The following is a 25,947-nucleotide window of genomic DNA, read 5'->3' as shown; positions in this document are numbered from 1 at the left end:
TGCAACCGGCGTTTCTGCACAGCACTTCACGAGTTCCTCCGTGAAAAGTCAGTTCAGCCGCTGACTACTGCATCAAGCCGTTGAGTCAGAATCGGTTCGAGCATGAGGGCGAATGTGTGGGTATGACATCGCTTTCGTCGACCGCTCTGCCGGCTGACCCCTGCCGATCTGCTATGACAAGAGCCCTCTGATCACCGGGGCAAGGAGCGCCGACTGCTGCCGTGAAAGGTGAAAGTTGTCCGCGTTGACGATCGAGCCCCCGATGAAAGCGGGGCATTGACCATCCTGGTCGCAGAACCAAGAAGACGTGTCGACGAACTCCGTGGCAGATTCGAGTGCTGCTTGAGAGTAAACACCCAGCATCGTGATCAGCGGTTTGGGACGAACGATGATGCAGTCCGAAGGGGTGCTACTGCCGGTGATGCAATTGTCGAGGCTTCCCCCGAACGGTGGAGGTTGTAGAAGGAACACGTCGGCACCAGAGGTATCGAGCCGTTCCAAGGTTTGGTCAATGCCCGCACGCCATTCTTCGACTGCGGCTTCACCGGAAGCGCGACTGGCCAGGCGACCGATGGAGTTGCCGGTTTCGGACGTGAACACGATGTCCGGCTGCGCGGCCGTGATGCGGTCCAGCGCCCACGCTCGGTAATTCGCGCAGTTCTCCATGAGCTCGCCCTTGTTGTCACGAATCGGGACATCAGCAATAGGGCATTGTTCTGACGTAAGGATCTGGACACGGTACCCGAGCGGCTCTAGTGCCGCGCGAATTCCGGGACCCCAGCTTAAGGCAACCGAGTCGCCATAGAGGATTGCGAGCTTGTCGCCACTACCGAACGTGCACCGTTTGGCGGTCTCAGTCCAGACGTCGGAAGCCGGTGCTCTGCTCACCAGGCAATGCTCTGTGACCCACTCGGGTGCGAGATCTGCCGTACTGATCTCGGTGGCTTGAGGATCGAGAGATGGCCATTCCTTCGCGCCCACGGCTTCCGCGACGGCAATCCAACGCTCCGACAATGCCGGGAATGAACCATCCAATGCGATCAGTGGTCCTGCGGGTTCTTGAGGAGCCTGGGTGCGGGGTGCCAGCGCGACAAGGGGAACCGCTACGGCAGCGATCCCGACGAAAGCGACAGCCGGCTTCCACATCCTCAGCACTGGGCGTTTCGCGTTCCGGAACGGGTTCTCGATGAAGTGGTAGGAAAGCGCGGAGAGTAGGAACGACACCACGATTACTACGGCGGCCGCGCGGCGAGGTGTCGCGGCCATGATCAGCGTGGTGAAAATGATGACCGGGAAATGCCAGAGATACAACGAGTAAGAGATGTCCCCGATATAGCAGGCCAGCTTGTTCCGGATTGGCCACAGGAAACGCTGCCCACCACCGATTCCGGCTGCGATCACAGCAGTTGTCCCAACAACAGGCAGCATCGCCCATGGCCCCGGGAACGACGACTGCGAGGTGAGCGTGACTGCCCCCAGGGCGATCAGCGTTAGACCAGCCCAAGCGATGAATGGGCGTACGATGCTCGGAAGCTGGCCGACCCACGGTGCCACGATTGCAAGCAGCGCCCCAACTGCGAGTTCCCAGACGCGCGAGAACGTGGAGAAGTAAGCGACAGTGGGGCTATCGATCGTTTCCCAGATCGCGAAAGCGAACGAAGCGACGGCGATGGTGCTTATCGCGATCAATGCTCCACGGCGGGGACGCCTCGCGCTGAGCAGGAGCGCTCCGGCGAGAATCAACGGCCAGACAAAGTAGAACTGTTCCTCGATCGAGAGTGACCAGTAGTGCTGCAGCGGCGATACAGCCGCGTCGGCGTGCATGTAGTCGGTCCCGATTGTGATGAAGCGCCAGTTCGCGGAGAAGAGAGTCGCCCACACTGCGTCTGTGAGCACCGAGCTCGCCCGCGTGGATGTGAACGCGACGAAGCTGACCGCAACTGTGACGATCGTGACTGTGAGCGCGGCAGGCAAGATGCGGCGCGCCCTTTTCACGTAGAACGACTTGAACGACCATCGGCCGTCAGCCTCGTGCTGCTTCATCAGGTGCCCAGTGATCAGGAATCCGCTGATGACGAAGAAGACATCGACACCAATGAACCCGCCAACGGGCCAACCAATCAGGTGATTTGCGAACACCAGCAGAACCGCGATTGCTCGCAGGCCTTGGATGTCCAGTCGTTTTTCACGCACCGCGCGATCTTATCTCTCCGAACACCGTGAAGCATTGTCTGAACAACATCTATCGAAAGCTCGGAGTCGGCTCGCGCCGGAAGGCATCCGACGTAGCGGTCACACGTGGTCGGATCGATGGGGTGTTGATCACTCGATAGCGCGTGCTCGGGCGCAAGTCGCGCCGAGGACGCACGCCTACCGAGCAGAATGTCGCAGCGTCGAAACCCGATCTGACGCCCAGGAGGGGCAACTGAGAGAACAGGGCGTAGATGCCCGGCAGATACGATTATCTGGTGGATATGCTCAGCGTGGTGAGCGGGGCATGACGGCCCCCGTTAGTTCTGTTGCTGCGCCGACGAACGAACCCAACCTGCGTCGGTTCCGTTCAGATGTGCAGGGGTTGCGAGCCATCGCGGTGGGACTCGTACTGCTCTACCACGCCGGGGTTCCCGGCATCACCGGCGGTTACATCGGAGTCGATGTTTTCTTCGTCATTTCCGGTTTCCTCATTTCCACCCATCTACTGGACAGCATCCAGCGCACCGGCCGGATCAACTTCGCTGAGTTCTACGCGCGTCGCATCCGTCGAATCTTGCCAGCGTCCTGGACGGTTGCCGTACTCACCGCTATCGCGGCAATCACTATCTACCCGGCCCTCACACTTGAGAGAGTTCTGAAGGACGCCGTAGCGACGGTGCTCTACGTCCCAAACCTGCGGTTCGCCGAGGAGGGCACAAACTATCTCGCCGATCATTCACCATCTCCTTACCAGCACTTCTGGTCACTCGGCATCGAGGAACAGTTCTACCTGCTCTGGCCGCTCCTGCTTCTTCTGATCAGCCTGATCGTCCGCCGCCATCGCGTGTGGATGCTCATTGCAATCACGACGATTGGGATCGCGAGCTTGACTTACGGGATCATCCTGACACCCGTCGACCAGCCCGCAGCTTTCTTCATGCTCTCCACGCGTGCCTGGGAACTTGTGATCGGGGCAGTAGTCGGCGCGCTCTTGCTGTATGGCGCGCCCAAACTGCCGACCTGGATCAGAGCCATGGGCGGTTGGACCGGCATCGCACTCATTCTTGTTCCGGCAATCATTTTTGACGACACGACGGCGTTCCCGGGCACGGCGGCCGTTGTACCAACCGTCGGTACCGCGTTGGTTATCTACTTCGGCGGCGCAACCGCGAAGCGTGGCCCCACGTCGGTGCTGTCGCTCAGCCCGATGCAGTTCCTCGGACTGATCTCTTACTCGTTGTACCTCGTGCACTGGCCGTTGCTGGTGCTGACGCAGATTGCCGTAGGTGAGCAACACCCGCTGAGCCTCGGCGCGAAGATCTTGGTCGGAATCGTGTTCGCCGTCCCGGCGGCGTGGCTGCTGTTTCGCTTCATCGAAACGCCATTCCGTGCACCGAATTTCCTAGCACGGCGGCGACCGAGGATAACCCTGTGGGGCACCCTCGCGGTCACCGTTGCGCTTGCGCTCGCGCTCACAGGCGCGACACGCTGGGCCGGCGATCGGGAGGTCCCCACCGGGCCGGCAGTTGCCGCTGCCCCATCAGCGCCGACCGTTCCACCGGCTGCCACCGATCATGTGCCCAGCAACTTGACCCCGTCATTTGATGAGTTCGCAAACGACCTCGCGCCGATGTACACCGACGGGTGCCATCTAAGCTTCACCGGCGAAGACGTCCAGGACTGCACCTATGGGAATCTCGACGGAGATGTGCGCATCGCTATCTTCGGAGACTCCCACGCCGCGCAGTGGTTCCCCGCTTTATTTGTCTTCGCCGAGCAGCATTCATCCGTCCGGATCGAGAATTATACGAAGTCATCTTGTCCTGCCGTCGACTTGACTGTGCTGAATAATGACGTCCCGTACGCTTCGTGCGATCGCTGGCGGGACGCTGTGCTCACTCAGCTCACCAACGAACCACCTGAGCTCGTAGTCATCTCCAGCTTCACGAGATCCAGCTTGCCAGGCGTCGCGGAAGCCGACAGTGGACAGGTATGGAGCGAGGCATTGACCTCAACGGTCGCGCAGCTCGAAGACGCAGGCAGCGAGGTGCTCGTCCTGGCCGATTCGCCACGTTTCATCGCCGCGCCATCGATCTGCGCGTCAGGGCACACTCACAATTTGAATCCGTGTGCGGGCACGCGAAGCGATGTCGTTAACACTGACTTAGTGACCTGGGAGAGGCAGGGTGCTGAGGCCGCAGGCGGAACCTTTGTCGATCTCACCGACTACATCTGTGGCGAGGATAGCTGCCCAGCAGTCGTCAACAACCTGCTGGTCTACCGCGACACGCACCATCTGACTGCCACGTTCGTTGAGTATCTGGCGCCTGTCCTCGCAACTTCAGTTGAAGAGTTGATTCCGGAACTTTAGCGGCGAGCGAGCTAGTCCTAAGGAGCCAATCGCGGCTGATGCCAGTCAAAGGCGATGGGGCTCGCGCTGGGACGCGTTCGACCTCGCGGTCACATGAGGCCTGATCGATGCGGCCCTGATCGCTCGATAGCGCGTCCTACCGAACAGGCAGTCGCAGGGTCGGGGCATCCCCCGTCGCCCAGAAATCCGCGTCCAGCACTCTGGTGACCGGGTCGGGCTCGACCGGCGTATACGGCTGCTGATACTGCTCAGCGCGAGCGCGTTGCAACTGAGCCGCCGCATAGCGACGCTCCCACAGTTCGCGCTCGATCTTGGTGCGATCCCGGGCATAGATCATGGCTCGCATGATCATCGCGAGCAGCAAGCCGAGGTAGCCACCGATGGTGTTCGACAACACGTCGTAGAACGTCGAGACTCGCTCATCCAGCGCAAGCCCCTGCGTGAACTCGATCGCGCCGGAGAATGCCGGCAACAGGAAAATCGCCACCCACCACGCCCTACGAGCTAGGGCAAGACCCAGCAAGAAACCGAGCGGCATGAACATGCCGATGTTCGCGGTGAATTCGAGCTTGTCGTAGCCGAACGACTCAGGCACCCCGAAGTTGTGGAGCACGCGCAGCAGCCGAGAGGAGATGCTGCCGAACTCCAACTGCTGGGGGTTGGGCCACATCGTGACCAGCAGGACGAACGCGGCGTAGAACGCGAGCAATACTGTCGAAACCCATAGCCGGGCGTAGCTTCGCGGCGGCGGTGGACCGACGTGGATTTCGCTCAATGGGTGCTCCTTGGTACTAGCGGGCGGATAGCCATCGTAACGAGGGCCGGCTGGGAGAACGACAAAGGGGCCGGACCCGAAGGTCCGACCCCTTTGCGAGGAAGCAGATGCTTACTTGATGATCTTCGTGACCGTACCAGCACCCACGGTGCGTCCACCCTCACGGATGGCGAAGCCGAGGCCGTCTTCCATAGCGATCGGCTGGATCAGCGCGACCGTCATGTCAGTGGTGTCACCAGGCATGACCATCTCGGTGCCCTCAGGCAGCGAGATGACGCCGGTGACGTCGGTGGTGCGGAAGTAGAACTGCGGGCGGTAGTTCGTGTAGAACGGGTTGTGACGCCCGCCCTCTTCCTTGGAAAGGATGTACGCAGAGCCCTCGAAGTCGGTGTGCGGCGTAACCGTACCCGGCTGAACGACGACCTGGCCGCGCTCAACGTCTTCACGCTTCAGACCGCGAAGCAGCAGACCACAGTTCTCGCCGGCCCATGCCTCGTCGAGCTGCTTGTGGAACATCTCGATACCAGTGACCGTGGTCTTCTGCGTCGGGCGGATGCCGACGATCTCGACCTCAGAGTTGATCTTGAGGGTTCCACGCTCGGCGCGGCCGGTGACGACGGTTCCACGACCGGTGATCGTGAAGACGTCCTCAACGGGCATCAGGAACGGCTTGTCCTTGTCGCGTACCGGGTCCGGAACGGACTCGTCAACAGCGGTCATGAGGTCAAGAATGGACTGAACCCACTTCTCTTCGCCGTTGAGGGCGCCGAGAGCCGAGACCTGAATGACAGGAGCGTCCTCGTCGAAGCCCTGGGCTGCGAGCAGCTCGCGGACCTCGAGCTCGACGAGCTCCAGGATCTCCTCGTCGTCAACCATGTCGCTCTTGTTCAGCGCGACCATCAGGTACGGCACGCCGACCTGCTTGGCGAGCAGAACGTGCTCACGGGTCTGAGCCATCGGGCCGTCAGTAGCGGCAACCACGAGGATCGCGCCGTCCATCTGAGCAGCACCGGTGATCATGTTCTTGACGTAGTCGGCGTGGCCGGGAGCGTCAACGTGCGCGTAGTGGCGCTTGGGGGTCTCGTACTCAATGTGCGAGATGTTGATCGTAATTCCACGCTGGCGCTCTTCCGGCGCCGAGTCGATGGAAGCGAAGTCGCGCTGCACGTTGGTGTCGGACGGGAACTTGTCAGCGAGCACCTTGGAGATGGCTGCGGACAGCGTCGTCTTGCCGTGGTCAACGTGACCGATCGTTCCGATGTTGACGTGCGGCTTGGTCCGCTCGAACTTGGCCTTGGCCACTGGGTCCTCCTCAGGACGTTCGTGTAGAGATTGCCGGGCACTGGATTGTGACCGGTTCCCTACGGGGTTTGATTCTCAGTTTAGTAGAGAGAGTGCGTGTGAAGTTGTGAGTGTTCGGGATGCTCCGCGCCCATGCCCTTCGACAGGCGTAGGACCGGGAGCGGAGCATCCCGAAAGAACGGGTTACTCGCCCTTGATCTTCTGGACGATCTCGTCGGCCACGGCCCTGGGGACCTCAGCGTAGGAGTGGAACTCCATCGAGTAAACCGCGCGGCCCGAAGTCTTCGAGCGCAGGTCGCCGATGTAGCCGAACATCTCGGACAGCGGAACCTGTGCACGGACGACCTTGACGCCAGCAGCGTCTTCCATCGACTGGATCGCGCCACGACGCGAGTTCAGGTCACCGATGACGTCGCCCATGTACTCCTCAGGAGTACGAACTTCAACAGCCATAAGCGGCTCAAGAAGCACAGGGTTAGCGCGACGAAGGGCTTCCTTGAAGCCCATCGAGCCAGCGATCTTGAACGCCATCTCCGAGGAGTCAACGTCGTGCGCTGCACCATCGGTGAGGGTCGCCTTGACGCCGACAATCGGGAAGCCGGCGAGCACGCCGACGTTCATTGCATCCTGGAAACCAGCATCGATGGAGCCGATGTACTCACGCGGGATGCGACCACCGGTGACGGCGTTCACGAACTCGTAAGTCTTCTCAGCATCCAGATCGAGAGGCTCGATGTTGAACTGGATCTTTGCGAACTGACCCGATCCACCCGTCTGCTTCTTGTGGGTGTAGTCGTGCTTCTCGACGGTCTTCTTGATCGTCTCGCGGTAGGCCACCTGGGGCTTGCCGACGTTCGCCTCGACGTTGAACTCGCGCTTCATGCGATCCACGAGGATGTCGAGGTGCAGCTCGCCCATGCCCTTGATGGTCGTCTGACCAGTCTCGGGGTTGAGCTCGGTGCGGAAGGTCGGGTCCTCTTCAGCGAGCTTCTGGATGGCGACACCCAGCTTCTCCTGGTCGGCCTTGGTCTTCGGCTCGATGGCGACCTCGATGACAGGCTCAGGGAACGTCATCGACTCGAGGACGACCGGAGCTGCCGGGTCGGTCAGGGTGTCACCGGTGGTGGTGTCCTTCAGACCGATGACCGCGTAGATGTTACCCGCGGTAACTGCGGGAACCGGGATCTCCTTGTTGGCGTGCATCTGGAAGATCTTCCCGATGCGCTCCTTCTTGCCCTTGGTCGAGTTGATGACCGCAGAGCCAGAGTCAAGGTGACCCGAGTAGACACGGATGTAGGTGAGGCGACCGAAGAACGGGTGCACTGCAACCTTGAACGCCAGAGCCGAGAACGGGTCGTTCGCGTCAGGGTTGCGCTCGATGATCGTGTCGTAGTCCTTCGGGTCGTGTGCCTGAATGGCACCGACGTCGAGGGGGTTCGGCAGGTAATCGATGACAGCGTCAAGCATCGGCTGAACGCCGCGGTTCTTGAACGCAGAGCCACACAGAACCGGGTAGATCGCAGAAGACACGGTCAGCTTGCGGATCGCGCCCTTGATCTCGGGAACGGTGAGCTCTTCGCCACCGAAGAACTTCTCCAGGAGTGCGTCGTCGGTCTCGGCGACGGTCTCGAGCAGAAGCTGACGGTACTCAGCAGCCTTCTCCTTGAGGTCAGCAGGAATCTCCTGAACCTCGTAGGAAGCGCCCATGGTCACGTCACCCTTGGAGTCTCCAGCCCAGACGAGTGCACGCATCTCGACGAGGTCGATGACGCCGACGAAGTCGTTCTCAGCACCGATGGGGAGCTGAATGACGAGTGGCTTCGCGCCAAGGCGGTTGATGATGGTGTCGACGGTGAAGTAGAAGTCAGCGCCGAGCTTGTCCATCTTGTTGACGAAGCAGATACGCGGAACGTTGTACTTGTCAGCCTGACGCCACACGGTCTCGGACTGGGGCTCAACGCCCTCCTTGCCGTCGAAGACGGCGACAGCACCATCGAGGACGCGGAGCGAACGCTCCACCTCGACCGTGAAGTCCACGTGACCGGGGGTGTCGATGATGTTGATCTGGTTCTTGTCCCAGTAGCAGGTCACGGCGGCAGACGTGATCGTGATGCCGCGTTCCTTCTCCTGCTCCATCCAGTCAGTCGTCGAGGCGCCATCGTGCGTCTCGCCCAGCTTGTGGTTGACGCCCGTGTAGAACAGGATGCGCTCGGTCGTGGTGGTCTTGCCAGCATCGATGTGCGCCATGATGCCGATGTTGCGGACCTTGCTCAGGTCGGTGAGCACGTCTTGTGCCACAGGAGTGTCCTTTTCTATCTAGCAGTGCAACTGCGAAAGTTTGAGTGCCCGCCCCCGGCACGTGACCGGGGGCGGGACGATGCTGTTTACCAGCGGTAGTGAGCGAACGCGCGGTTCGACTCAGCCATCTTGTGAGTGTCTTCGCGGCGCTTGACCGCGGCACCCAGACCGTTCGAGGCATCCAGAATTTCGTTCTGGAGACGCTCGGTCATGGTCTTTTCACGACGGCCCTTGGCGTAGCTGACGAGCCAGCGCAGCGCGAGAGTGTTCGCACGGTGCGGCTTGACTTCGATCGGCACCTGGTAGGTCGAGCCACCAACGCGGCGGCTGCGAACCTCAAGGGTGGGGCGCACGTTGTCGAGCGCCTTCTTCAGTGTGGCGACAGCATCCTGGCTGTTCTTCGCCTCGACGCCACGGAGGGCGCCATAGACGATCGACTCAGCGAGCGACTTCTTGCCATCAACAAGGATCTTGTTGACAAGCGAGGTGACGATCGGAGCACCGTATACCGGGTCGTTGACGACGGGACGCTTCGGGGCGGGACCCTTACGAGGCATCTAACTCAACCCTTCTTCGCACCGTAGAGGCTACGAGCCTGCTTACGGTTCTTGACTGCCTGGGTGTCCAGGGCGCCACGGACGATCTTGTAACGCACACCGGGGAGGTCCTTGACACGACCACCGCGGACGAGCACCAAAGAGTGCTCCTGCAGGTTGTGTCCCTCACCGGGGATGTACGCCGTAACTTCAGCGCCGTTACGAAGCTTCACACGAGCGACCTTGCGCATCGCCGAGTTCGGCTTCTTCGGGGTGGTGGTGTAGACGCGGGTGCATACCCCGGCCTGCTGCGGGTTCGACTTCAGGGCGGGCGCCTTGGTCTTAGTGACCTTCGGCGAGCGTCCCTTGCGAACCAACTGCTGAATAGTTGGCACGTTCTCTCCTCATAGTGCTGCACGGTGACAGCGTGATGGGTTTCACCTCATGACCCACCGGCACGACGAAATCGCCGTGCTTTTGGTGTGGTGGGTATGCCGTGGGGGCGAACCGGTATGGACCGGAGCCCGTGTGCAGGCACGCCAAGACGTGCACACACCTGATCAAGTGTAATGCGGGGGAATGGGTGCGGTCAAATGGCGGGCGCGTTGGTGTGGTACAGGGGTGCGGTGAGTGGTCGGCGGGCGGGCGGTCGCGGCATCCGGGTTCTCGGTCTCGGCATCCGGGGTCTCGGTCGCGGCATCCGGGGTTGAGACATCATTTTGGGCGTGAGGCAACATCAGGCGCGTGAAACACCATGTCTACATTGGTGTTTCACGCTGAGGCTGTCGCGGCCTGCAGGAGATGGTGTCTCACGCGCGACGACGTCCGCCGAGAATGGGCTTGCCGCACGAGAAAGGTCGCGGGAACACCTGTCTCATGCGGCTAGGCCATTCTCGCGGCTGATGCAGGGAATTCGCCGAGCTTGAGCAGTCCCTGAACGACTATTGCCGGGTCAGAGTCGACGGGTTATATTGATAGTGCCTCCCGTTACGACGGGCAGGGAAGAAGGCCTTAGAAACCCAGCCGGACGACTGGATCTAGGGCCTTTCGCTTGCCTCAGGGCATAAGCGATTCCCCGGTCGACCTGTGGATGAGGATCGTCGAGGACAGCGCCTCCAGATGTTCCTCAATCCCCAAATGAGTGGAATTGATAGCCCCCAGAATCGCATCCGCGATCCACAGCAGTGGCTCGTCGCCCCCACGAAGGTGCTTGATGCGCACCCGGCGCTCCAGCCCTTGGCCTTGCAAGGCCACGATGTGGCGTCGATCACTACTGTCTTGATGTTGTCCGCGGCTCTCCAAGGTCAGGTCATAGATCTTCATGCCGACCATCTCGTAGTAGAGATCCTCGAGACACTTGCGTCGGAAGCGTTCAGTCTTCCGCTGGCGCCTGCTGACATGGGTGACCACAACGTTCACCGGTTCAAGCTCACAGAGTCGTCTGACGATCGCTCGCCTGCGCGACTCGCTCTCGTCTGACCAGTGAAGTTTGATCTGCCCCGGAAGCAAGAGCGGGCGGAGAGCCTCACGGAGAGCATCGCATTGATCGGCCGGAACAATTGCGGCAGCGATCAAGTACTCCTGCAGGTCGTTTTCACGCGCCACCGACGACTCATCGATGTACGCGCAGAAGGGGACCAGCTTCGACATCCGTTCACGCTAGCGCCGATCAGGAACACGGCATCACATCCATCCACAGCCCATATGTTCACCTATCAGTGCCGTTCCGAAGCACAACAACGCGAGGCATCCGGGGTTGAGACACCATTTCGGGCGTCAGGCAACATCAAGCGCGTGAAACACCATGCCTGCATTGGTGTTTCATGCTGAGGCCGTCGCGGCGTGCAGGAGATGGTGTCTCACGCGGGCCCGGTGCATCGCATCGCATCGCATCGATCGGGAGTGCGCGAGCCTCCGAGAATGGGGTTGCCGCATGAGAAGGGTGGCGGGAACACCTGTCTCATACGGCTGGGCCATTCTCGCGGCTGGGTCGGGCGGGGTGGCTGGGTCGGACGGGGTGGGTAGGAGTGCCTCGAGCAGAGTCAGCGCAGGTCGCGGATGCGGGCGCCGACGGTCGAGGCATCCTCAGTGCGCCGTTCGTAGGCGACGGCGAGGATGAGCAGAACCGCACCGATGACGGCGAGGGTGATCCACCACGGCATCGATTCAATGCCACGGCCGATCTGCACCGAGAAGACGAAGACGTTCTCGATCGGCAGCACGAGCATTCCGATGATGAAGGGCGCGGCAAGGCGGCGGCCCGCGCCGACCATGATCGCGGCGAGCGCAAGCACCATCACCAGGATCGCCCGCCACGTCAGCGGGTCGGTGAACGTCGCCACGATCGACGCGCTCATCATCACAATGAGGCCCGGCGCCAGCAGCGCCCATGAACCACTGCGACCGGCGGGCCAGTTGCTCAGGGTGCTGGCGGTCTCCCCCACGGGCTGTCGCATCCCGGCAATCCCGCCAAGCAGCAGGAACGCTCCGAGCGGCAGCGAGAACCACTCCACCCGCAGGTCGCGCGGACTCCACGCCACCACCGCCGTCACGAACGCGGCGGCGAACAGGAACCACACCGGCGGCAGCGTCGTGTGCTCCGCCCGGACGGCTGCCGTGAGCATGAGGGCGAGAATGCCGATCATCAGCGCCCACATCATCCAGATCGACCCCCAGTCGCGTTCGATCGCGCACCAGGTTCCGGCGGCGAGCGCGAGCACGGCGGGTGCGAAGATCCAGCGCGTGGTGCGCAGACGCGACGTCGCACGCGCCGCCGAGCGGATGCCACGGCCAGCAAAGACGAGAATGATCGCCGCGAGCGCGGACACCCCGAAGCACGCGAGGAACAGCGCCGCCCCATTGAGGAAGTCGAGATCAGCCCCGATCCCCATCCGGATGCCTTGCACCGGGCCCGCAATCGCCGCGAGTCCTGCCGCCGCGAGGGTGGCCGGCACGAGCATCCGCACTCGCGCGGTGCGCAGCCGTCGACCGAGGCGAGCGAACCCTGCCGCGATCGCGAGAAGCAGCGCACCGGCGGCCAGCAACGCGACGGCCCGCCATGGCACGTCCACGGCGGTACGGGCATCCGGCTCGACGAGAGCGAGTAGCGCGAGGCTCGGCAGCACGGCAACGCCGAGGCCCGTGGCGTAGAGGCCGCGTACTTCCACTCCGCGCGCGGCGAGGATGGCGGCGATCACGGCCGCCGCCAGCGCCGGCGGAAGCAGGTAGGCCTCGAGCAGGTCGACGCCGTTCATGATCCACACGCACCAGAGCGCGCCGGTGAAGGCGGCTCCCGCCACCCACCAGCCGTAGCGACGGCGGGTGAATACGGCGCTGGCCGCCGCTCCGATGCCGAGAATCACGAGCACCAGGAAGGTCGTTCCGAGACCGGCGGCCTCTCGTCCGAGCGCGAGCGCGGTGGCGATCACTCCGGTGAGCAGTGCGGATGCCTCGATTGCCACGCGCACGGCGGCCGCTGGCAGACCATTGCGACGCAGGGCGTCTCTGATCAGAGTGGTGCTCGGAAGCACGAGCGCGACGATCGCGGCGATGACCGGCAGCGTGACCGGCGAGGCGCTGATCGGGAGCACCTGGGCGCCGAGGCACACCACGACGACCGCGACGGTGGGCACCAGCATCCCGGCTGCGAGCGTGCGCAGGACGATGTTGAGGCCGGGGCGACGAGTGAGCAAAAGCGATAGGGCGAGGGCGAACATCAGGGCGGTCGAGAGTGCGGTCCAGCCGCTGCGCTCGAAGATCACCTGCACTATTCCCGCGGCGAACGGCACCACCGTCACGACGAGCACGGCATACCAGTTGCGCGAGCCGACCTGAGGCAAGAAGGTCACCACGATTGCGCCGACGAGCCCAGCGGATGCCACCAGGCACAGCACCGCGATGCTGCCGAGCTCGGTCTGCGCGAGCGCCTGCCCGAGGCACACCAGCGCGTAGGCGAAGCCGACTCCGACATGCAGGAAGCGGATGCCGGCGGGCAACGCCATCGCCGCAAGCGCCAGGGCCGCGAGCACGCCGAGGCCGGAGAGCGGTGCAGACTGCGGGTCAAGCCAAGAGATGAGGACGCCGACCGCGATCGCCGTATGGATGCCGATGATCAGCACCACACGGTTCACCAGCGCGGTGTTGCGGATGCTCGGGATCGCCCTCATCGTGATCGCCGTGGCCGCCGCCGCGCCCAGCACGATGACGAGGCGGGCGGGGAGCGGAAGGAGGTTGCTGCACGCCAGCGTGAGAATTGCGAGCGCTGCGGCGCCGATCACGATGACGTCGGTGGCCGCGGCGAATGGGCGGAGTGTTTGCGTATCGCCCTGTCGCGGCTGGGCGTCGCGGTCGCGTGCGAGTCCGCCGAACAGGGCGATTCCGGCGGCGATTCCGACCATTCCGAGCACCGGCGCCCAGCCTGACGGTTCGACCGAGAGCAGAGGTCCGGTGCCGCGCACGACGTCGGTGAGGGCGTCGAGGGCGGATGTCGCGGCATACGCCAGCGGCATGAGTCCGATCAGCGCGACCACGATGATGCCACCGATCGCGAGGGCGGAACGCGCAATCGCTCGCGGCAGTGGCGACACCGAGATGAGGGCGAACGCGAATGCTGCGGCTGTCGGGAGAGCTGCGGGCAGCCACTCGCCTGCCACATGAGCCACGGGTGAAGTGACCGCGAGCACGAGCGACGTGGTTGCTGCGGCCCCGGCGACGAGGCTCCACCAGTGGCGCAGCACGAGACGTGCGGTGACGACCGCGTGAATGGCGATGAGCGCGAGCACCAGGCTGACGCCGAGCATGATCGTGACGGTGCCGGCGAACCCGAAGGATCCGAACACCGCGAGGGGCACGGCGCTCAGCACCGCGGCCACCTGGATCACGCTGAGCGAGCGCTTCGCGATGCGCGGCCAGACTGCGATGAGTGCGGTGGTGAGGAGAGCGGTGCCGAGGTGTCCGAGGGCTGCGACATAGACCGCCCCGGTGGCGTACCCGAGCATCGCAGGCACGACGGCGATGCCGATCAGCGCGGCCCACGACCACACTCTGATCTTCGAAAGCCTGCCCGCGGCGAGCATCAGCCCGCTGGCGACCGACGTTGCGAGTGCCGCCAGCAGCCAGGTGGCGGCGGAGGTGCTGCCCAGTTGAGCGAAGGAGTACACGTCAAGCGCCACGAACACGAGCGCGAGCGCGCCGACCACCTCGGAGGAGAACTGCAGTCCGCGGCGTGCGAGCATCCAGGCTCCGCCGAGGAAGACGAGCGTGACCAGCCCGACCACGACACTGCGGATGCCACGGTCAGACAGGTCGGGATTCAGGAAGGTGAAGATGAGCGCGGCGATCGCGAAGAGTCCAGCGCCGGCGATCGCCAGCACGGACTGGACCGTGGCGCTGCTGCGCGGGTGGGGCTGGGCGTTGGCGGGGTGCTGCCCCGGGGTTTGCGGCGGCGCGGGAGGCGGGGATGCCGGGAGGTTTGTCGGAGTGGCCAGGGCGGCCGGAGAGGCGACCGGTGGCGAGGGCACTGCGGCGGGCGCGGGCGTGAGCGCCGGAGCATCCATGATTCGAGGAACGCGACGCAGCAGTGCGTCGCGGGCGCGCAGTGCGGCGGCCGCGGATATCGAGGCGTTCCACAGCTGGACGCCGAAGGCACCGCGAAGGTCCGCCCCGCAGTGGGCGCAGCACCCACCATTCAGATTGTCGGATGCACAGACGGGACAGACGGTGCTGTCCAGAAGTCGCTGGGCAACGTGCTCGCCCCAGCTGACCGTGTCGGTCGTTGTGCTCATCACTCCCCCGGTTCTGTGGTGATTTCGGTGTCGCTATCGGCATCTGCCGTCCAGCGCAGGATGTCGCCGGGCTGACACTCCAGCACACGGCAGATGGCCTCGAGTGTCGTGAAGCGCACGGCCTTGGCGCGTCCGTTCTTGAGCACGGCGACGTTAGCGGGTGTGATGCCGATGGCATCCGCAAATTCTTGGACGCTCATCTTCTTGCGCGCCAACTGCACGTCGAGGTCGATGACTATCGGCATCAGACGACCTCGGACAAGTCCTGCTCGAGCTCGAGCGCCTTGCGCAGCAGCCCGCGCAGCACCACGACCAGCAGGGCGAGGGCCGCGCTGACGACGATGCCGAGGATCGCCAGCAGAGTGAGCGACAGTGAGACTGCGCGGCTGGCGATGATCACGACGTACGAGGCTGCGATGAGCGCGCCAGCTGCAGCCAATGCCCACAGGATGATGTCTACGTATCGGAAGGCGTCTGGGCTGAAGATCCGTTCGGCGCGCACCAGCGAGAGTAGCTGCCACACGCAGACCAGTGTGAGTTGCACCAGCGCCAGGAAGATGATGGCCGCGATGATGCCGGGGATCTTGAGCTGCGCAACGTCAGGATTGCGGATTGCTGTAATTCGCGCGACCTCGGGGATCACGAGGATCTGGCTCACCAAGAGGAGCCCGATCATCACGGCAATGAGAGTCTTCAGCACAGCGGTCACACGGGGTTGCATCAAACTACCTATCGATAAGCGGCCGGTATCTATCGAAAAACGATAGCTCGGGAGGCTGGGCGGCTCAAGCTGGCCGGCCGCTCTCACAGGGAATGCACGGAGTGCGGGTGCCGACGACCCCGCCTCAACAGCAGCGACAACAACCCCACGCAGTATGCTGACGCACGTGATGTCGCACGCCACCAGGGTCGCCGTGCTCGGCCCGGTCGCGATCACGACGCCGGACGACCTGCAAGTGAATCTCCCTGGGTCAACTTCCCGCGCGCTGATCGCTGCCCTCGCTCTCTCAGCCCCCGCGCCGCGCAGCATCGACGCACTCGCCGACGACCTCTGGGGCGACGATCTTCCCGGCAATCCCCGCGGATCCCTCCAGACCCTCGTATCCCGACTTCGCGCATCCGCGGGGGCTGACCTCATCCGCAGCGACACCGGCGGCTACGCGCTCTCGGTCCCCGTGAGTGCCATCGATCTGACCGCTGCCCGCTCTCTCGATACCGAAGCCGCCGCACTCGATGAGGCAGACCCAGCCAGACTCGCCCTGCTGGATGAGGCGCTCGCCCTCTGGCGCGGCGAACCAGGCGCAGACCTCGGACAGAGCCCGGTCGCCGCTGCCCTCGTCGACGCCGCATCCTCCGTGCGCAATCGAATCGAGGCATCCCGCGCGCGCACCCTGCTCGCCCTGGGACGAGCGGATGCCGCCGCGCTCGCGCTGACGGATCGCACGGCCGCACATCCGTATGACGAGCCGCTTCACTTGCAGCTCATGACGGCACTCGCCGCCGATGATCGTCCGCAGGAAGCGCTCGCCGTCTTCGCCGCACTGCGCGAACGCCTGCGCGACGACCTCGGCACAGACCCAGGGCCTGCCGCAACGGCGCTGAACACGCAGATCCTGCAGGGCGAACGGACGCCCGGGGCCAGCAGGGTTCGTATCGGGCTGCGCGCTGAGCCAAACGCACTCATCGGGCGTGAGCAGGAACTGCGCGAGATCGCATCCCTGCTCGCCAGGGCGCGACTGGTCACACTGCTCGGCGCCGGAGGGCTCGGCAAGACACGTCTCGCGCAATCCGTCGCCGCAGCATCCGAAGCACCGGTCGTCGCAGTCGTGCAACTCGCGAGCATCCGCACAGACGACGACCTCGCACCTGCCATCGGGGCCGCCCTCGGCATCAGCGAGGCACGCGCGGGCGGGCGACTGTCAGAGGTGCGCTCGCAGCCTGACCTCCGCTCCCGCGTCATCGCACTGCTGAGCGAGCGGCCCACGCTGCTCGTTCTCGACAACTGCGAACAGATCATCGACGGTGCAGCCGTTTGGGCAACCGACATGCTCGCATCGGTGCCGACACTGCGCATCTTGACCACAAGCCGAACACCCATCGCCATCGCCGGTGAGCTCGTGCATCCGGTCGCTCCTCTGAACACTGCCGCGGGTGCGGAGGGTGACGAGCCGGGACCTGCAGTGCGCCTCTTCTTGGAACGGGCGCGTGCGGTACGGCCGAACGCTGTGCTCGACATTGCTGCCGTGATCCGCCTGTGCGATCGACTGGACGGGCTGCCGCTCGCGATCGAGCTCGCCGCGGCGCGCGTGCGCACCATGACCGCAGAGCAGATCGAGCAGCGTCTGGAGAACCGGTTCGCACTCCTGCGCGGCGGTGATCGTTCTGCACCACAGCGCCACCGCACGCTGGAGGCAGTCATCGAATGGAGCTGGGATCTGCTCGACTCAGATGCCCGCCACGCTCTCGCCGTGCTGTCGCTGCTGCCCGCAGGTTTCTCCACGGCGACTGCCGTCGGAGTGCTCGGTGCAGCGCAGGTGGACGACCTGCTCGATCGCCTCGTCGCCCAGTCGCTGCTCGTCGTCGTCGATGATTCGCTCACCTCCGGCATCCGCTTCCGCATGCTCGAAACCGTCCGCGAATTCGGCATCGCACGGCTCGCAACACACGACGACGAGGATGCCGCATGGAACGCGGTCCTGGCATGGGCCGCATCGTTCACCCGGATGCCGGGGGCGAGCCTCATCGGAGAACACGCTCCACTTCGGGCCGGGGCGTTCCGCGAAATCCGTGCCGAACACGACAATCTCGTCGCGGCCCTGCGTCACGCCATCGACGCTGAGAAAGGCGTTGACGCGCTTCTCATCGCCGCGACGCTCGCGCAATCCTGGGTCGTCCGCGGCAACTTCACAGAGCTCGGCGGATTCGCCCCACTGATCCTCGCCGCGATCAAGGACGTGCCAGATGACGCGGTACCCGTCGACACACTCGCGATGGTGCTGCTGCCGTGCGCACTCTTCGCGCTGCTCACCGAGAACGCCGGCGCGTTACGTGCCATTGCGCGCATCCGGCGGTTGCGTCGGCGATCCACGAACCAGCTGAGCCCGGCATGGCGCGTCCTTGCTACGGCCAGTGATCTGTCATCTCGACCCGGTCAACTGCATGCCGCCCTCGAGGAAGCACGCACCGACGCCGACCCAGCGGCGCGTCTGGTGACCGAGATGCTCATCGCACAGTTCTCCGAGAATGACGGCGACGCGGCAACGGCTAACGCTGCGGCGCATCGTGCGTGGGAACTCGCCGTGCAATGCGAACAGCCCTGGCTCGCTGCGATGGCCGCGAGTTCGGCCGCGCAGCTCGCGAGCCAGGCCGCGGAGCCTGCACGAGCATTAATCTGGTTCGACCGTGCACGGCAAGGATTCGAAGAGTTCGGTGCTGAAGATGAACTCCGACAGCTCGACTGGACGCTCGGCGGAAGCCTCGTGGCGCTCGGTCGTTTCGAGGAGGCCACCGCGCACTTCGAACTCCTGACCTCGCTTCGCGATTACACGCAGGAGGGCCTGGAATTCGCCGCGATCGGATGGTTCGGACTCGCTGAGGTCAGACGAGCCCGGGGAGATATCCCATCGGCAGTGTCGGCATATGAGCTGGCGCTGGAGGGATTCCGGTCGGTGGACCAGCGGGCATCGCCCTGGTTCACCATCGCGATGGCGGCGTACGTCTCGGCCATGTCGATGGACAGGGCCCTCCCCGCTGACGTGATCGCCCGCTGGGCACGCCGTCTGCGCACCAGAGTTCTCGCGATGCAGCGGATGCGCCCTGAACTCGGCGACAAGCCCATTCTCGGCGCCGCACTCACGGGGTGGTCAGCGTGGGCGATGGACTTCCCGGATTTGCAGGCCGCGGCCATGGAGGCGCTCGCGTTGGCCGAGGTGATGGGTGCGCGTCAGGATCTTCCGAGCTTGCACCTCTCGGCGCACCGTGATCGCGCCGTCGAGATCATCGGAGCGGATGCCGTCGCGGCCGCCCGTGCCGCAGCATCCGCTCTCCCGCTCGAAGAGCGCATTGACCGCACCGTCGCCATTCTCCAGACGCACTGACGCGTTCGCTGGGTACGGGGGCGTCGCGGTGCCGCGGTTTCGGGTCAGTTTTCGGAGGTGCGCGGTACGCAAACGAGGCGTGCACCGGCATCCGGGCACGCCTCGTTCATCTCGTTCGCCTGAGCGGTCAGGCCTTGCGCATGTACGCCCGGACGGTGAGCGGCGCGAAGATCGCGACGATGACCGCAGCGCCGAGCAGCGAGAGCCAGGCGTCACCGGTGAACGCACCGTTGTTGACGATCTCCCGCACCGCGGTCACCAGGTGCGAGACCGGGTTGATGTTCACGAACCACTGCAGCCAGGTGGGCATCGTGTCGACCGGAACGAAGGCGTTGGAGAGGAACGTCAGCGGGAACAGCACGATCATCGAGATGCCCTGCACGCTGGATGCGGTGCGGGCGATGACGCCGAAGAAGGCGAAGATCCAGCTGATCGCCCAGGCGCAGGTGATCACGAGGACCCCTGCGCCGATGACGGCTCCGAGACCCGCCTCCGGTCGGAAGCCCATGATGTAACCCATCACGAAGGTGAGCGTGGTGGCGATCGCGTAGCGAACGGTGTCTGCGAGCAGCGCACCCGACAGCGGCGCGATGCGTGCGATCGGTAGGGAGCGGAATCGATCGAATACACCCTTGTCCATGTCTTCGCGCAACTGCGTTCCGGTAACGACGGATGTCGTGATCACGGTCTGTACGAGGATGCCCGGGATGATCGTCGGCAGATAAGAGGCGACATCTCCCGAGATGGCCCCACCGAAGATGTAGGTGAACATCAGCGTGAAGATAATCGGCTGCAGGGTCACATCGAACAGTTGCTCCGGTGTGCGGCGAATCTTCACGAGTCCGCGATACGCCATCGTGAAGGTGTTCTGCAGCGTCTGCGTGATGCTCGTGTGGTTCTTCAGGTTGCGCTCGATGGCGGGGACAATTCTGGTCGTGGCGATGGTGCTCATGCGTGCACCTCTTCTTTCTGTGTGGTCTGGTTCTGATCGCCGGCTTCGTGGCCGGTGATCGTGAGGAACACCTCGTCGAGCGTCGGCTTCTGCACGCTGAGTTCGGTGACGCGGATCCCGTCTTCGCGAAGGGCGATGAGCAGGTCGGCGATGCGATCGGCATCCGCCATCGGTGCGGTGATCCTGGATGCCTCTGGCGAGAGTGTCCCCATCACGCCGAGCACACGCTCAATTGCTTCCAGCGCGGCGCCCGTGTCGGCGGTCTCGGCGAGGCGCAGTTGAAGGCTGGAGGAACCGACGGATGCCTTGAGCTCATCGCTGGTGCCCTCGGCGACCACGCGGCCCTGATCGATCACCGCGATGCGGTCGGCGAGTTGATCAGCCTCGTCGAGGTACTGCGTGGTGAGCAGCACCGTCGAACCGGTCGCGACCAGGTCACGGATCGTGTCCCACATTTGGCCGCGCGTACGCGGGTCAAGGCCGGTGGTCGGCTCGTCGAGGAAGATCAACGGGGGCTGCGCGATGAGGGATGCCGCGAGGTCGAGGCGGCGACGCATCCCTCCGCTGAAGTTCTTCAGGGGTCTGCGGGCGGCTTCGCTCAGGCCGAACCGCTCGAGCAGTTCGACGCTCTTGGTGCGAGCTTCGGTGCGAGAGAGGCCGAGGAGCCGAGCGAAGATCATGAGGTTCTCGTTGGCGGAAAGGGTCTCGTCGACGGAGGCGAACTGTCCGGTCACTCCGATCAGCTGGCGAATGATCTGGGGCTCGCGCACGACGTCATGGCCGAAGACGCGGGCGCTGCCGGAGTCCGGACGCATGAGCGTTGCGAGCATGTTGATGGTGGTGGTCTTGCCGGCGCCGTTGGGCCCGAGCACGCCGTAGACGGTGCCGGTCTTCACGCGGAGATCGACGCCATCGACCGCCCGGTTCTGGCCGAACGTCTTCACGAGCCCGGTGGCCTCGACGGCCCATTCTGATGTGAAATCTGTCATGTGGAAAGCATCCGCGTGCTCGCTTACACACCGCTGTCGCGGCGCTGACATGGGCTGTCTCGGCGCTGAAGTGGGGCGGCCTCGGCGCTGAAGAGGGCGGCCTCGGCGCTGAAGAGGGCGGCCGATCGAGAATTGGGTTGCTGCATGAGAAACGTCCTGGGAACCCCTGTCCCATGCAACTAGGCAATTCTCGCGGCTGGAACGGCGGGCGAGCGAGGTGCCTGGTGCCCGGTGCCTGGTGCCCGGTCGGTCCGGCATCCGGGCGGTCCGGCATCCGGGCGTGAGACACCATCCTGGGCGCGGAGCGACATGGAGCGCGTGAGACACCATTCCTACGGTGGTGTCTCACGCTGCGGTTGTCGCGGCATGCGGGAGATGGTGTCTCGACCAGGCCCAGGTGCGGCGAACGAGATGCCGGGGCGGCGGGCCACCACGAGAATGGGGTTGCCGCACGAGAAAGGTCTCGGGAACCCCTGTCCCATGCAGCTAGGCCATTCTCGCTGCTGGAGCAACAGGATCGGGCGGCGCTACGAGCTACGGACCGTCGGGGTCGAACGGCGAGTCGAGGGATTCGGTGAGCTCGGCCAGCAGCGCCTCGATCTGGGGCTCGACGTACTGCGAGATGGCAGCCTGCACATTGAGGCGATGCCGCAACAGGATGCCGCAGATCTCACGTCCGATCATGTTGGCGTACTCATCGGCAAGGGTGACCTCTTGCCGCAATGCCACCTTCGCCTCGTCACTCAGCGGCGGAAGCGGCGGCAGCTCGACACCATCGTCATCGGCAAGCCCAGCGATCGTGAAGAGGAAAGGTGCACCCGGCGTCGGATCCGGGTCGAGCGGCATGCCTTCGAACTCCGGCGCGAGACCCTCGGACGGACGATAGCTGCGGGCGCGATTGCGCGCGGCCTGCTGGTCGAGCTCCATCTGCAGCATGGGCAGATTGCGCGCGGTGTAAACGGCAACGGCGTGGTCGACGACGCGCTTGATGCGTGTGGACAATCCGTGCTGCACGCCGTGCGGAACGTTGGCGCCGATTCCTGCGGCAGAGAGGATCGGCGAGCCGAGACAGCGCCGACATGGGGCAACGCGTCCGCGGTGGGTGGCCGGCTCCCAGCGCGGCACCCAGCGCAACCAGGCCTCGACAGCCTGGTCGACTTGCGTCTCTATCGACCGCTCCACATTTCCAGAATAGGGCGATCTGCGAGTTCAGACGAGATTTCGCGCCGTTCGATTGTGTGCCGTCCGGCTACGCGTCGTTCGGATCATCGCGTTCCCACGGCCACCGCGGATGCTTCGCCTTGGTGCGGCGCAGCGCGACTCCGGCCCAGGATGTCACGGCAGCCACCACAAAAATCACGAGGCTCGCTCCCCCGGTGATCAGCCCGCCCATGACCACCAGCCCCGTGACGAACTCGCCGGAGGTGATCGCCACAACCAGACCGACACCCACTAGGTGAGCGAGAGCGGTAGTGATCGAGATGGCCCAGACCGAGCGGAACCGCGGATGCTTGATCCGCACGGCCGCCCACAGGATGCTGGCAAAAACGACAACCGCGATGATCATGCCCACAGCCCCCGGCGCTTGGCCGAGTCCAGGGATCGCGATGATGTCAGCATCCGTCGCGAAGCTCAACGCGCCCAGACCGAAGACAGCGAGCGCGAAGAATCCGATCGTCGTCATGACCACCGCCAAGACGGCCGAAACCCCCGCAGGCACGGGGCCGCGAGGGTCAGGCGTTGAAGTGGTCGTGATTACCTCGGCAGGCTCGGGCCGGCCTCAAGCGTGCGCTCGTACTCACGCTGAGCCTCGGCGTTCAGCTCGGTCTTGCGAGCGCCGCTGCGAGCAACCCACGCGCCGAACCAGATGGTGAGCTCGCGACCGAACACGAATGCGGCGATGGCGAGCGGAGCCAGCAGCTGCGAGCCAACGAGCTCGCTGCCCTCACTGGCGGTGAGAGTCCAGAACGGTGCCTCGAACAGCTGCCCAAGAATGTGACCGGCGTAGGCGAAGATGCCGACGATGATGCCGAAGACCACCCACAGGCCCCAGCGGCCACGGTTGACGATCGCGCCCAGCAGCCAGAAGCCGATGAAGAACACGACGACCGGAACCCAGAAGCCCCAGGTGGTCAGCGGAGCGAGTGCGGCTTCGCCGATGTTCTCACCGGTGATGTCGCCGGCAAGGGAGCCCAGGCCCAGAACGGTAGCGAGGTAGAGGATCGCGAAGGAGAGTGTTGCGAGCAGGCCGATGCCAGCCGCGGTGCCACGGTTGCCTCGCTCACGCGGTGCCTCCGGAGCCTGCACGAAGATCGGCTGCTGGTGCGGGAAAGCCGGCGGCGCTGCGACGATCGGCTCGGCCGCGACCGGCTCGGCGGCGACGCCAGGCTCAGACGGAACGACGCGAGTCGCGGTGTCGTCAGAGGCAGGCGGCAGGTACGCGGTGTCGGCGATCGAGGTGTCGGCGGACTCGGCGGCCGATTTGTCGGCGGACGATCTGTAGGCCGGCCACGTGTCTGCGCTGGATGTGTCGGCGGGCGCGGCCGCTTCAGCAGCATCCGCGGCGGCACGCTCGTCGATTGCCTCTGACGACTCGACAGGCTCCCGGAACACATATGGCTCGGGCGTGCCGAACGTACCGGGGTGAGACTTCTCGGCTTCTTCGAATGCTGCGAGATCGGGGTCAACAGCATCCGCAAAACTGTCAATGTTGGCGGGTTCTGCACCGGACGTGGCTGGCTCGTTCGCGGCAGCACCATCTACGGCAGCACCGTCTACTACGGCGCCATCAGTGTCAGCACCGGGTACCTCGGCGGCGGCCGCCTCGGCCTCGGCGAGTCCAGCGTTGGCACTGTCGACAACGTCATTGACGTCTGCCGGCTGCTCGGGCTGGGGAACCTCGGGGTCACTCATGGGGGCGCCTCTCGTCGGATATATGCAATGTCGAGGTTATCTCCGCCTGGCCATGCGGCTGCGCAGGCATGCCGACGTGTCGCTCGACCCGCTGAATCTCAGAGGGAGCCAGCTGTGCCCGGGTCCGCGCCGCGCAACGTGTCGCCGATGAAGTTGAAGAGCTCCGCCGCCATCGGCGCAGCGAACCAGAACAGCACCACGACGACCCCCACGCAGAAAACTCCGGCGACCCAGCTCATCGCCCGATTGCGTCCAGCTACCCCTGCCATGCGTCCAAGGTACGACCGGTCTGAGTTTTCGCCGAGGTGGACACGCGGATGGCTTGGCTCGGCGCCGCGGGAGGGTTCGGGCGTGCGGCTGGGTGAGCTGGACGGGCGATGGGCCGCAGGGACCGATGGGGTCGATGGCCCCAGGAGCCGCAGGGGTCGCACATGGCCGCCCCGCGGCATCCGAAGCGGCAATCCGCGACACCTCCGGCGCGGTCGCCCGACACTCACCCACGGCAGGGGTCGCACATGGCCGCCACACGGCATCCGAAGCGGCAATCCGCGACACCTCCAGCGCTGGCGCCGCGGGTCCGTACACGGCAGGGGTCGCACGTGGTCGCCAGACGGCATCCGAAGCGGCAACCCGCGACACCTCCGGCGCGGTCACCCGGCACTCAAAACCCGCGGGTGTCGCACATGGCCGCCACACGGCATCCGAAGCGGCAATCCGCGACACCTCCAGCACGGCCGCGCCCCGCCGGCCCGCGCCCGGCCGGCGCCCGGGCCGGGCCGGAGTCGCGACCACACGCGCCTACTCGCAAGCAAACAACGAAAGCGCGACTCAGCCCTTCGTCGCCCCGGCCGTCAGCCCGCCCACGATGTACTTCTGCAGGAAGAGGAACAGGATCATCACCGGGATCGCAGCCATCACCGCACCGGCCGAGAACGCCGACCAGTCCGCGTAGCGCGGGTTCGAGACAAGCTTGGTGAGGCCGACCACCAGGGTCTGCTGCTCAGGATCGATCAAAATGACGCTCGCCACGACGTACTCATTCACCGTTCCGATGAACGACAGCAGTCCGACGACGGCGAGGATCGGCGCGACCAGTCGCAGGATGATCGTGAAGAAGATGCGGGTGTGACCGGCGCCGTCGATGCGCGCCGCCTCATCGAGTTCCTTCGGGATCGTGTTGAAGAATCCGTACATCAGATAGGTGTTCACTCCGAGCGCACCACCGAGGTACACAAGGATCAACCCGGTGTGCGTATTCAGCCCGATCGCCGGGAACCAGTCCCCTAGCGTCGACATCAGCAGGAAGATCGCAACGACGGCGAGCAGCTGCGGGAACATCTGCACGACGACAATCGTGACGAGTCCGACGCGGCGGCCAGCGAAACGCATACGCGAGAAGGCATATGCCGCGCACGCTCCGATGAACACCGTCAGGAATCCGGTGATCACAGCGATCAGAAGCGTGTTCAGGAACCATTTCCCGTACGGATTCTGCGGATCACTGAGGATGCGGACGTAACTGTCGATGCCGATTGCGGAGAACAGCTGGTTCGAGCCAGTCAGCGTTCCGCGCGGGTTCAGCGACGCCGACAGCACGTACAGCAGTGGGAACAGCGCGAAGAGGCTCACGACGATGGCGACCAGGTGGCGCCATCCGGTATCGGCGAACCATGCGCCGAAGGAGCGACGACGCCGGGGAAGCCGGCGCTGTGCAAGACGAGCGGATGCAGAGGTCATC

General features: G+C 64.4%; 19 protein-coding genes. 2 read left to right on the top strand and 17 right to left on the bottom strand.

Annotated features, from left to right (window positions below; all coding sequences use genetic code 11):
* Positions 1-171: 171 nt before the first annotated feature.
* On the bottom strand, positions 172-2,193 hold the full coding sequence (locus AC1C2Q_RS13195) for an acyltransferase family protein (RefSeq protein WP_495450466.1): 2,022 nt from the start codon (positions 2,191-2,193) through the stop codon (positions 172-174).
* A 304-nt stretch (positions 2,194-2,497) separates the two neighbouring features.
* On the opposite strand from AC1C2Q_RS13195, the gene AC1C2Q_RS13190 reads away from it, so the two are divergent.
* Complete coding sequence (locus tag AC1C2Q_RS13190; protein WP_495450465.1) at positions 2,498-4,564, top strand: acyltransferase family protein; 2,067 nt, start codon at positions 2,498-2,500, stop codon at positions 4,562-4,564.
* Between the two features lie 136 nt (positions 4,565-4,700).
* On the opposite strand, the gene AC1C2Q_RS13185 is transcribed toward AC1C2Q_RS13190, so the two are convergent.
* The 9 genes from AC1C2Q_RS13185 to AC1C2Q_RS13145 all read right to left on the bottom strand — a co-directional run bounded on the left by AC1C2Q_RS13185 (position 4,701) and on the right by AC1C2Q_RS13145 (position 15,979).
* The gene (locus tag AC1C2Q_RS13185; RefSeq protein WP_495450464.1) at positions 4,701-5,339 is read right to left on the bottom strand and encodes a VanZ family protein; all 639 of its coding nucleotides are present in this window, start codon (positions 5,337-5,339) and stop codon (positions 4,701-4,703) included.
* Positions 5,340-5,450: 111 nt separating this feature from the next.
* A complete protein-coding gene (tuf, locus tag AC1C2Q_RS13180; RefSeq protein WP_495431538.1) occupies positions 5,451-6,641 on the bottom strand; it encodes an elongation factor Tu in 1,191 nt (396 codons plus the stop codon).
* A gap of 183 nt (positions 6,642-6,824) precedes the next feature.
* Positions 6,825-8,939 (bottom strand): elongation factor G, encoded by a 2,115-nt coding sequence (gene fusA / locus AC1C2Q_RS13175; protein WP_495450463.1) that lies wholly within the window; start codon positions 8,937-8,939, stop codon positions 6,825-6,827.
* Between the two features lie 86 nt (positions 8,940-9,025).
* The gene (rpsG, locus tag AC1C2Q_RS13170; RefSeq protein WP_495431536.1) at positions 9,026-9,496 is read right to left on the bottom strand and encodes a 30S ribosomal protein S7; all 471 of its coding nucleotides are present in this window, start codon (positions 9,494-9,496) and stop codon (positions 9,026-9,028) included.
* Between the two features lie 5 nt (positions 9,497-9,501).
* Positions 9,502-9,870, bottom strand: coding sequence for a 30S ribosomal protein S12 (gene rpsL, locus AC1C2Q_RS13165; protein ID WP_439284754.1), 369 nt, complete (start codon positions 9,868-9,870; stop codon positions 9,502-9,504).
* A 661-nt stretch (positions 9,871-10,531) separates the two neighbouring features.
* Positions 10,532-11,125, bottom strand: a complete 594-nt coding sequence (locus tag AC1C2Q_RS13160; protein WP_495450462.1) for a hypothetical protein — start codon at positions 11,123-11,125, stop codon at positions 10,532-10,534.
* Positions 11,126-11,517: 392 nt separating this feature from the next.
* Positions 11,518-15,258 carry an SCO7613 C-terminal domain-containing membrane protein gene (locus tag AC1C2Q_RS13155; RefSeq protein WP_495450461.1) on the bottom strand — a complete coding sequence of 1,247 codons (3,741 nt, stop codon included), beginning with the start codon at positions 15,256-15,258 and terminating at the stop codon, positions 11,518-11,520.
* Positions 15,258-15,503 (bottom strand): helix-turn-helix domain-containing protein, encoded by a 246-nt coding sequence (locus tag AC1C2Q_RS13150; RefSeq protein ID WP_495431534.1) that lies wholly within the window; start codon positions 15,501-15,503, stop codon positions 15,258-15,260. Before AC1C2Q_RS13150 ends, AC1C2Q_RS13155 begins: the two co-directional genes overlap by 1 nt.
* Positions 15,503-15,979, bottom strand: coding sequence for a DUF2975 domain-containing protein (locus AC1C2Q_RS13145; RefSeq protein ID WP_495450460.1), 477 nt, complete (start codon positions 15,977-15,979; stop codon positions 15,503-15,505). Before AC1C2Q_RS13145 ends, AC1C2Q_RS13150 begins: the two co-directional genes overlap by 1 nt.
* 169 nt (positions 15,980-16,148) lie before the next feature.
* Here AC1C2Q_RS13145 and AC1C2Q_RS13140 point away from each other — a divergent pair, with 169 nt between their 5' ends.
* Positions 16,149-19,355: an ATP-binding protein gene (locus AC1C2Q_RS13140; protein WP_495450586.1), complete on the top strand. Its 3,207-nt coding sequence runs from the start codon at positions 16,149-16,151 to the stop codon at positions 19,353-19,355.
* 127 nt (positions 19,356-19,482) lie between these two features.
* On the opposite strand, the gene AC1C2Q_RS13135 is transcribed toward AC1C2Q_RS13140, so the two are convergent.
* The 7 genes from AC1C2Q_RS13135 to AC1C2Q_RS13105 all read right to left on the bottom strand — a co-directional run bounded on the left by AC1C2Q_RS13135 (position 19,483) and on the right by AC1C2Q_RS13105 (position 25,946).
* Entirely contained in the window at positions 19,483-20,307 is an 825-nt protein-coding gene (locus AC1C2Q_RS13135; protein ID WP_495450459.1) for an ABC transporter permease, read from the bottom strand.
* Complete coding sequence (locus AC1C2Q_RS13130; protein ID WP_495450458.1) at positions 20,304-21,296, bottom strand: ATP-binding cassette domain-containing protein; 993 nt, start codon at positions 21,294-21,296, stop codon at positions 20,304-20,306. Before AC1C2Q_RS13130 ends, AC1C2Q_RS13135 begins: the two co-directional genes overlap by 4 nt.
* Before the next feature lie 534 nt (positions 21,297-21,830).
* On the bottom strand, positions 21,831-22,478 hold the full coding sequence (locus tag AC1C2Q_RS13125; RefSeq protein WP_495450457.1) for a spermidine/putrescine ABC transporter substrate-binding protein: 648 nt from the start codon (positions 22,476-22,478) through the stop codon (positions 21,831-21,833).
* A 67-nt stretch (positions 22,479-22,545) separates the two neighbouring features.
* Positions 22,546-23,016 (bottom strand): DUF6121 family protein, encoded by a 471-nt coding sequence (locus AC1C2Q_RS13120; protein WP_495450456.1) that lies wholly within the window; start codon positions 23,014-23,016, stop codon positions 22,546-22,548.
* Between the two features lie 35 nt (positions 23,017-23,051).
* Positions 23,052-24,209, bottom strand: a complete 1,158-nt coding sequence (locus tag AC1C2Q_RS13115) for an ABC transporter (protein WP_495450455.1) — start codon at positions 24,207-24,209, stop codon at positions 23,052-23,054.
* A gap of 98 nt (positions 24,210-24,307) precedes the next feature.
* Entirely contained in the window at positions 24,308-24,478 is a 171-nt protein-coding gene (locus AC1C2Q_RS13110) for a hypothetical protein (protein WP_495431527.1), read from the bottom strand.
* A gap of 559 nt (positions 24,479-25,037) precedes the next feature.
* Positions 25,038-25,946, bottom strand: a complete 909-nt coding sequence (locus tag AC1C2Q_RS13105; protein WP_495431524.1) for a sugar ABC transporter permease — start codon at positions 25,944-25,946, stop codon at positions 25,038-25,040.
* Position 25,947: the final 1 nt, after the last annotated feature.

This window comes from Microbacterium sp. Y356, from assembly GCF_059445355.1.
Note: the sequence above shows the minus strand (reverse complement) of the source record. Positions and strands in the feature narration are given on the sequence as shown.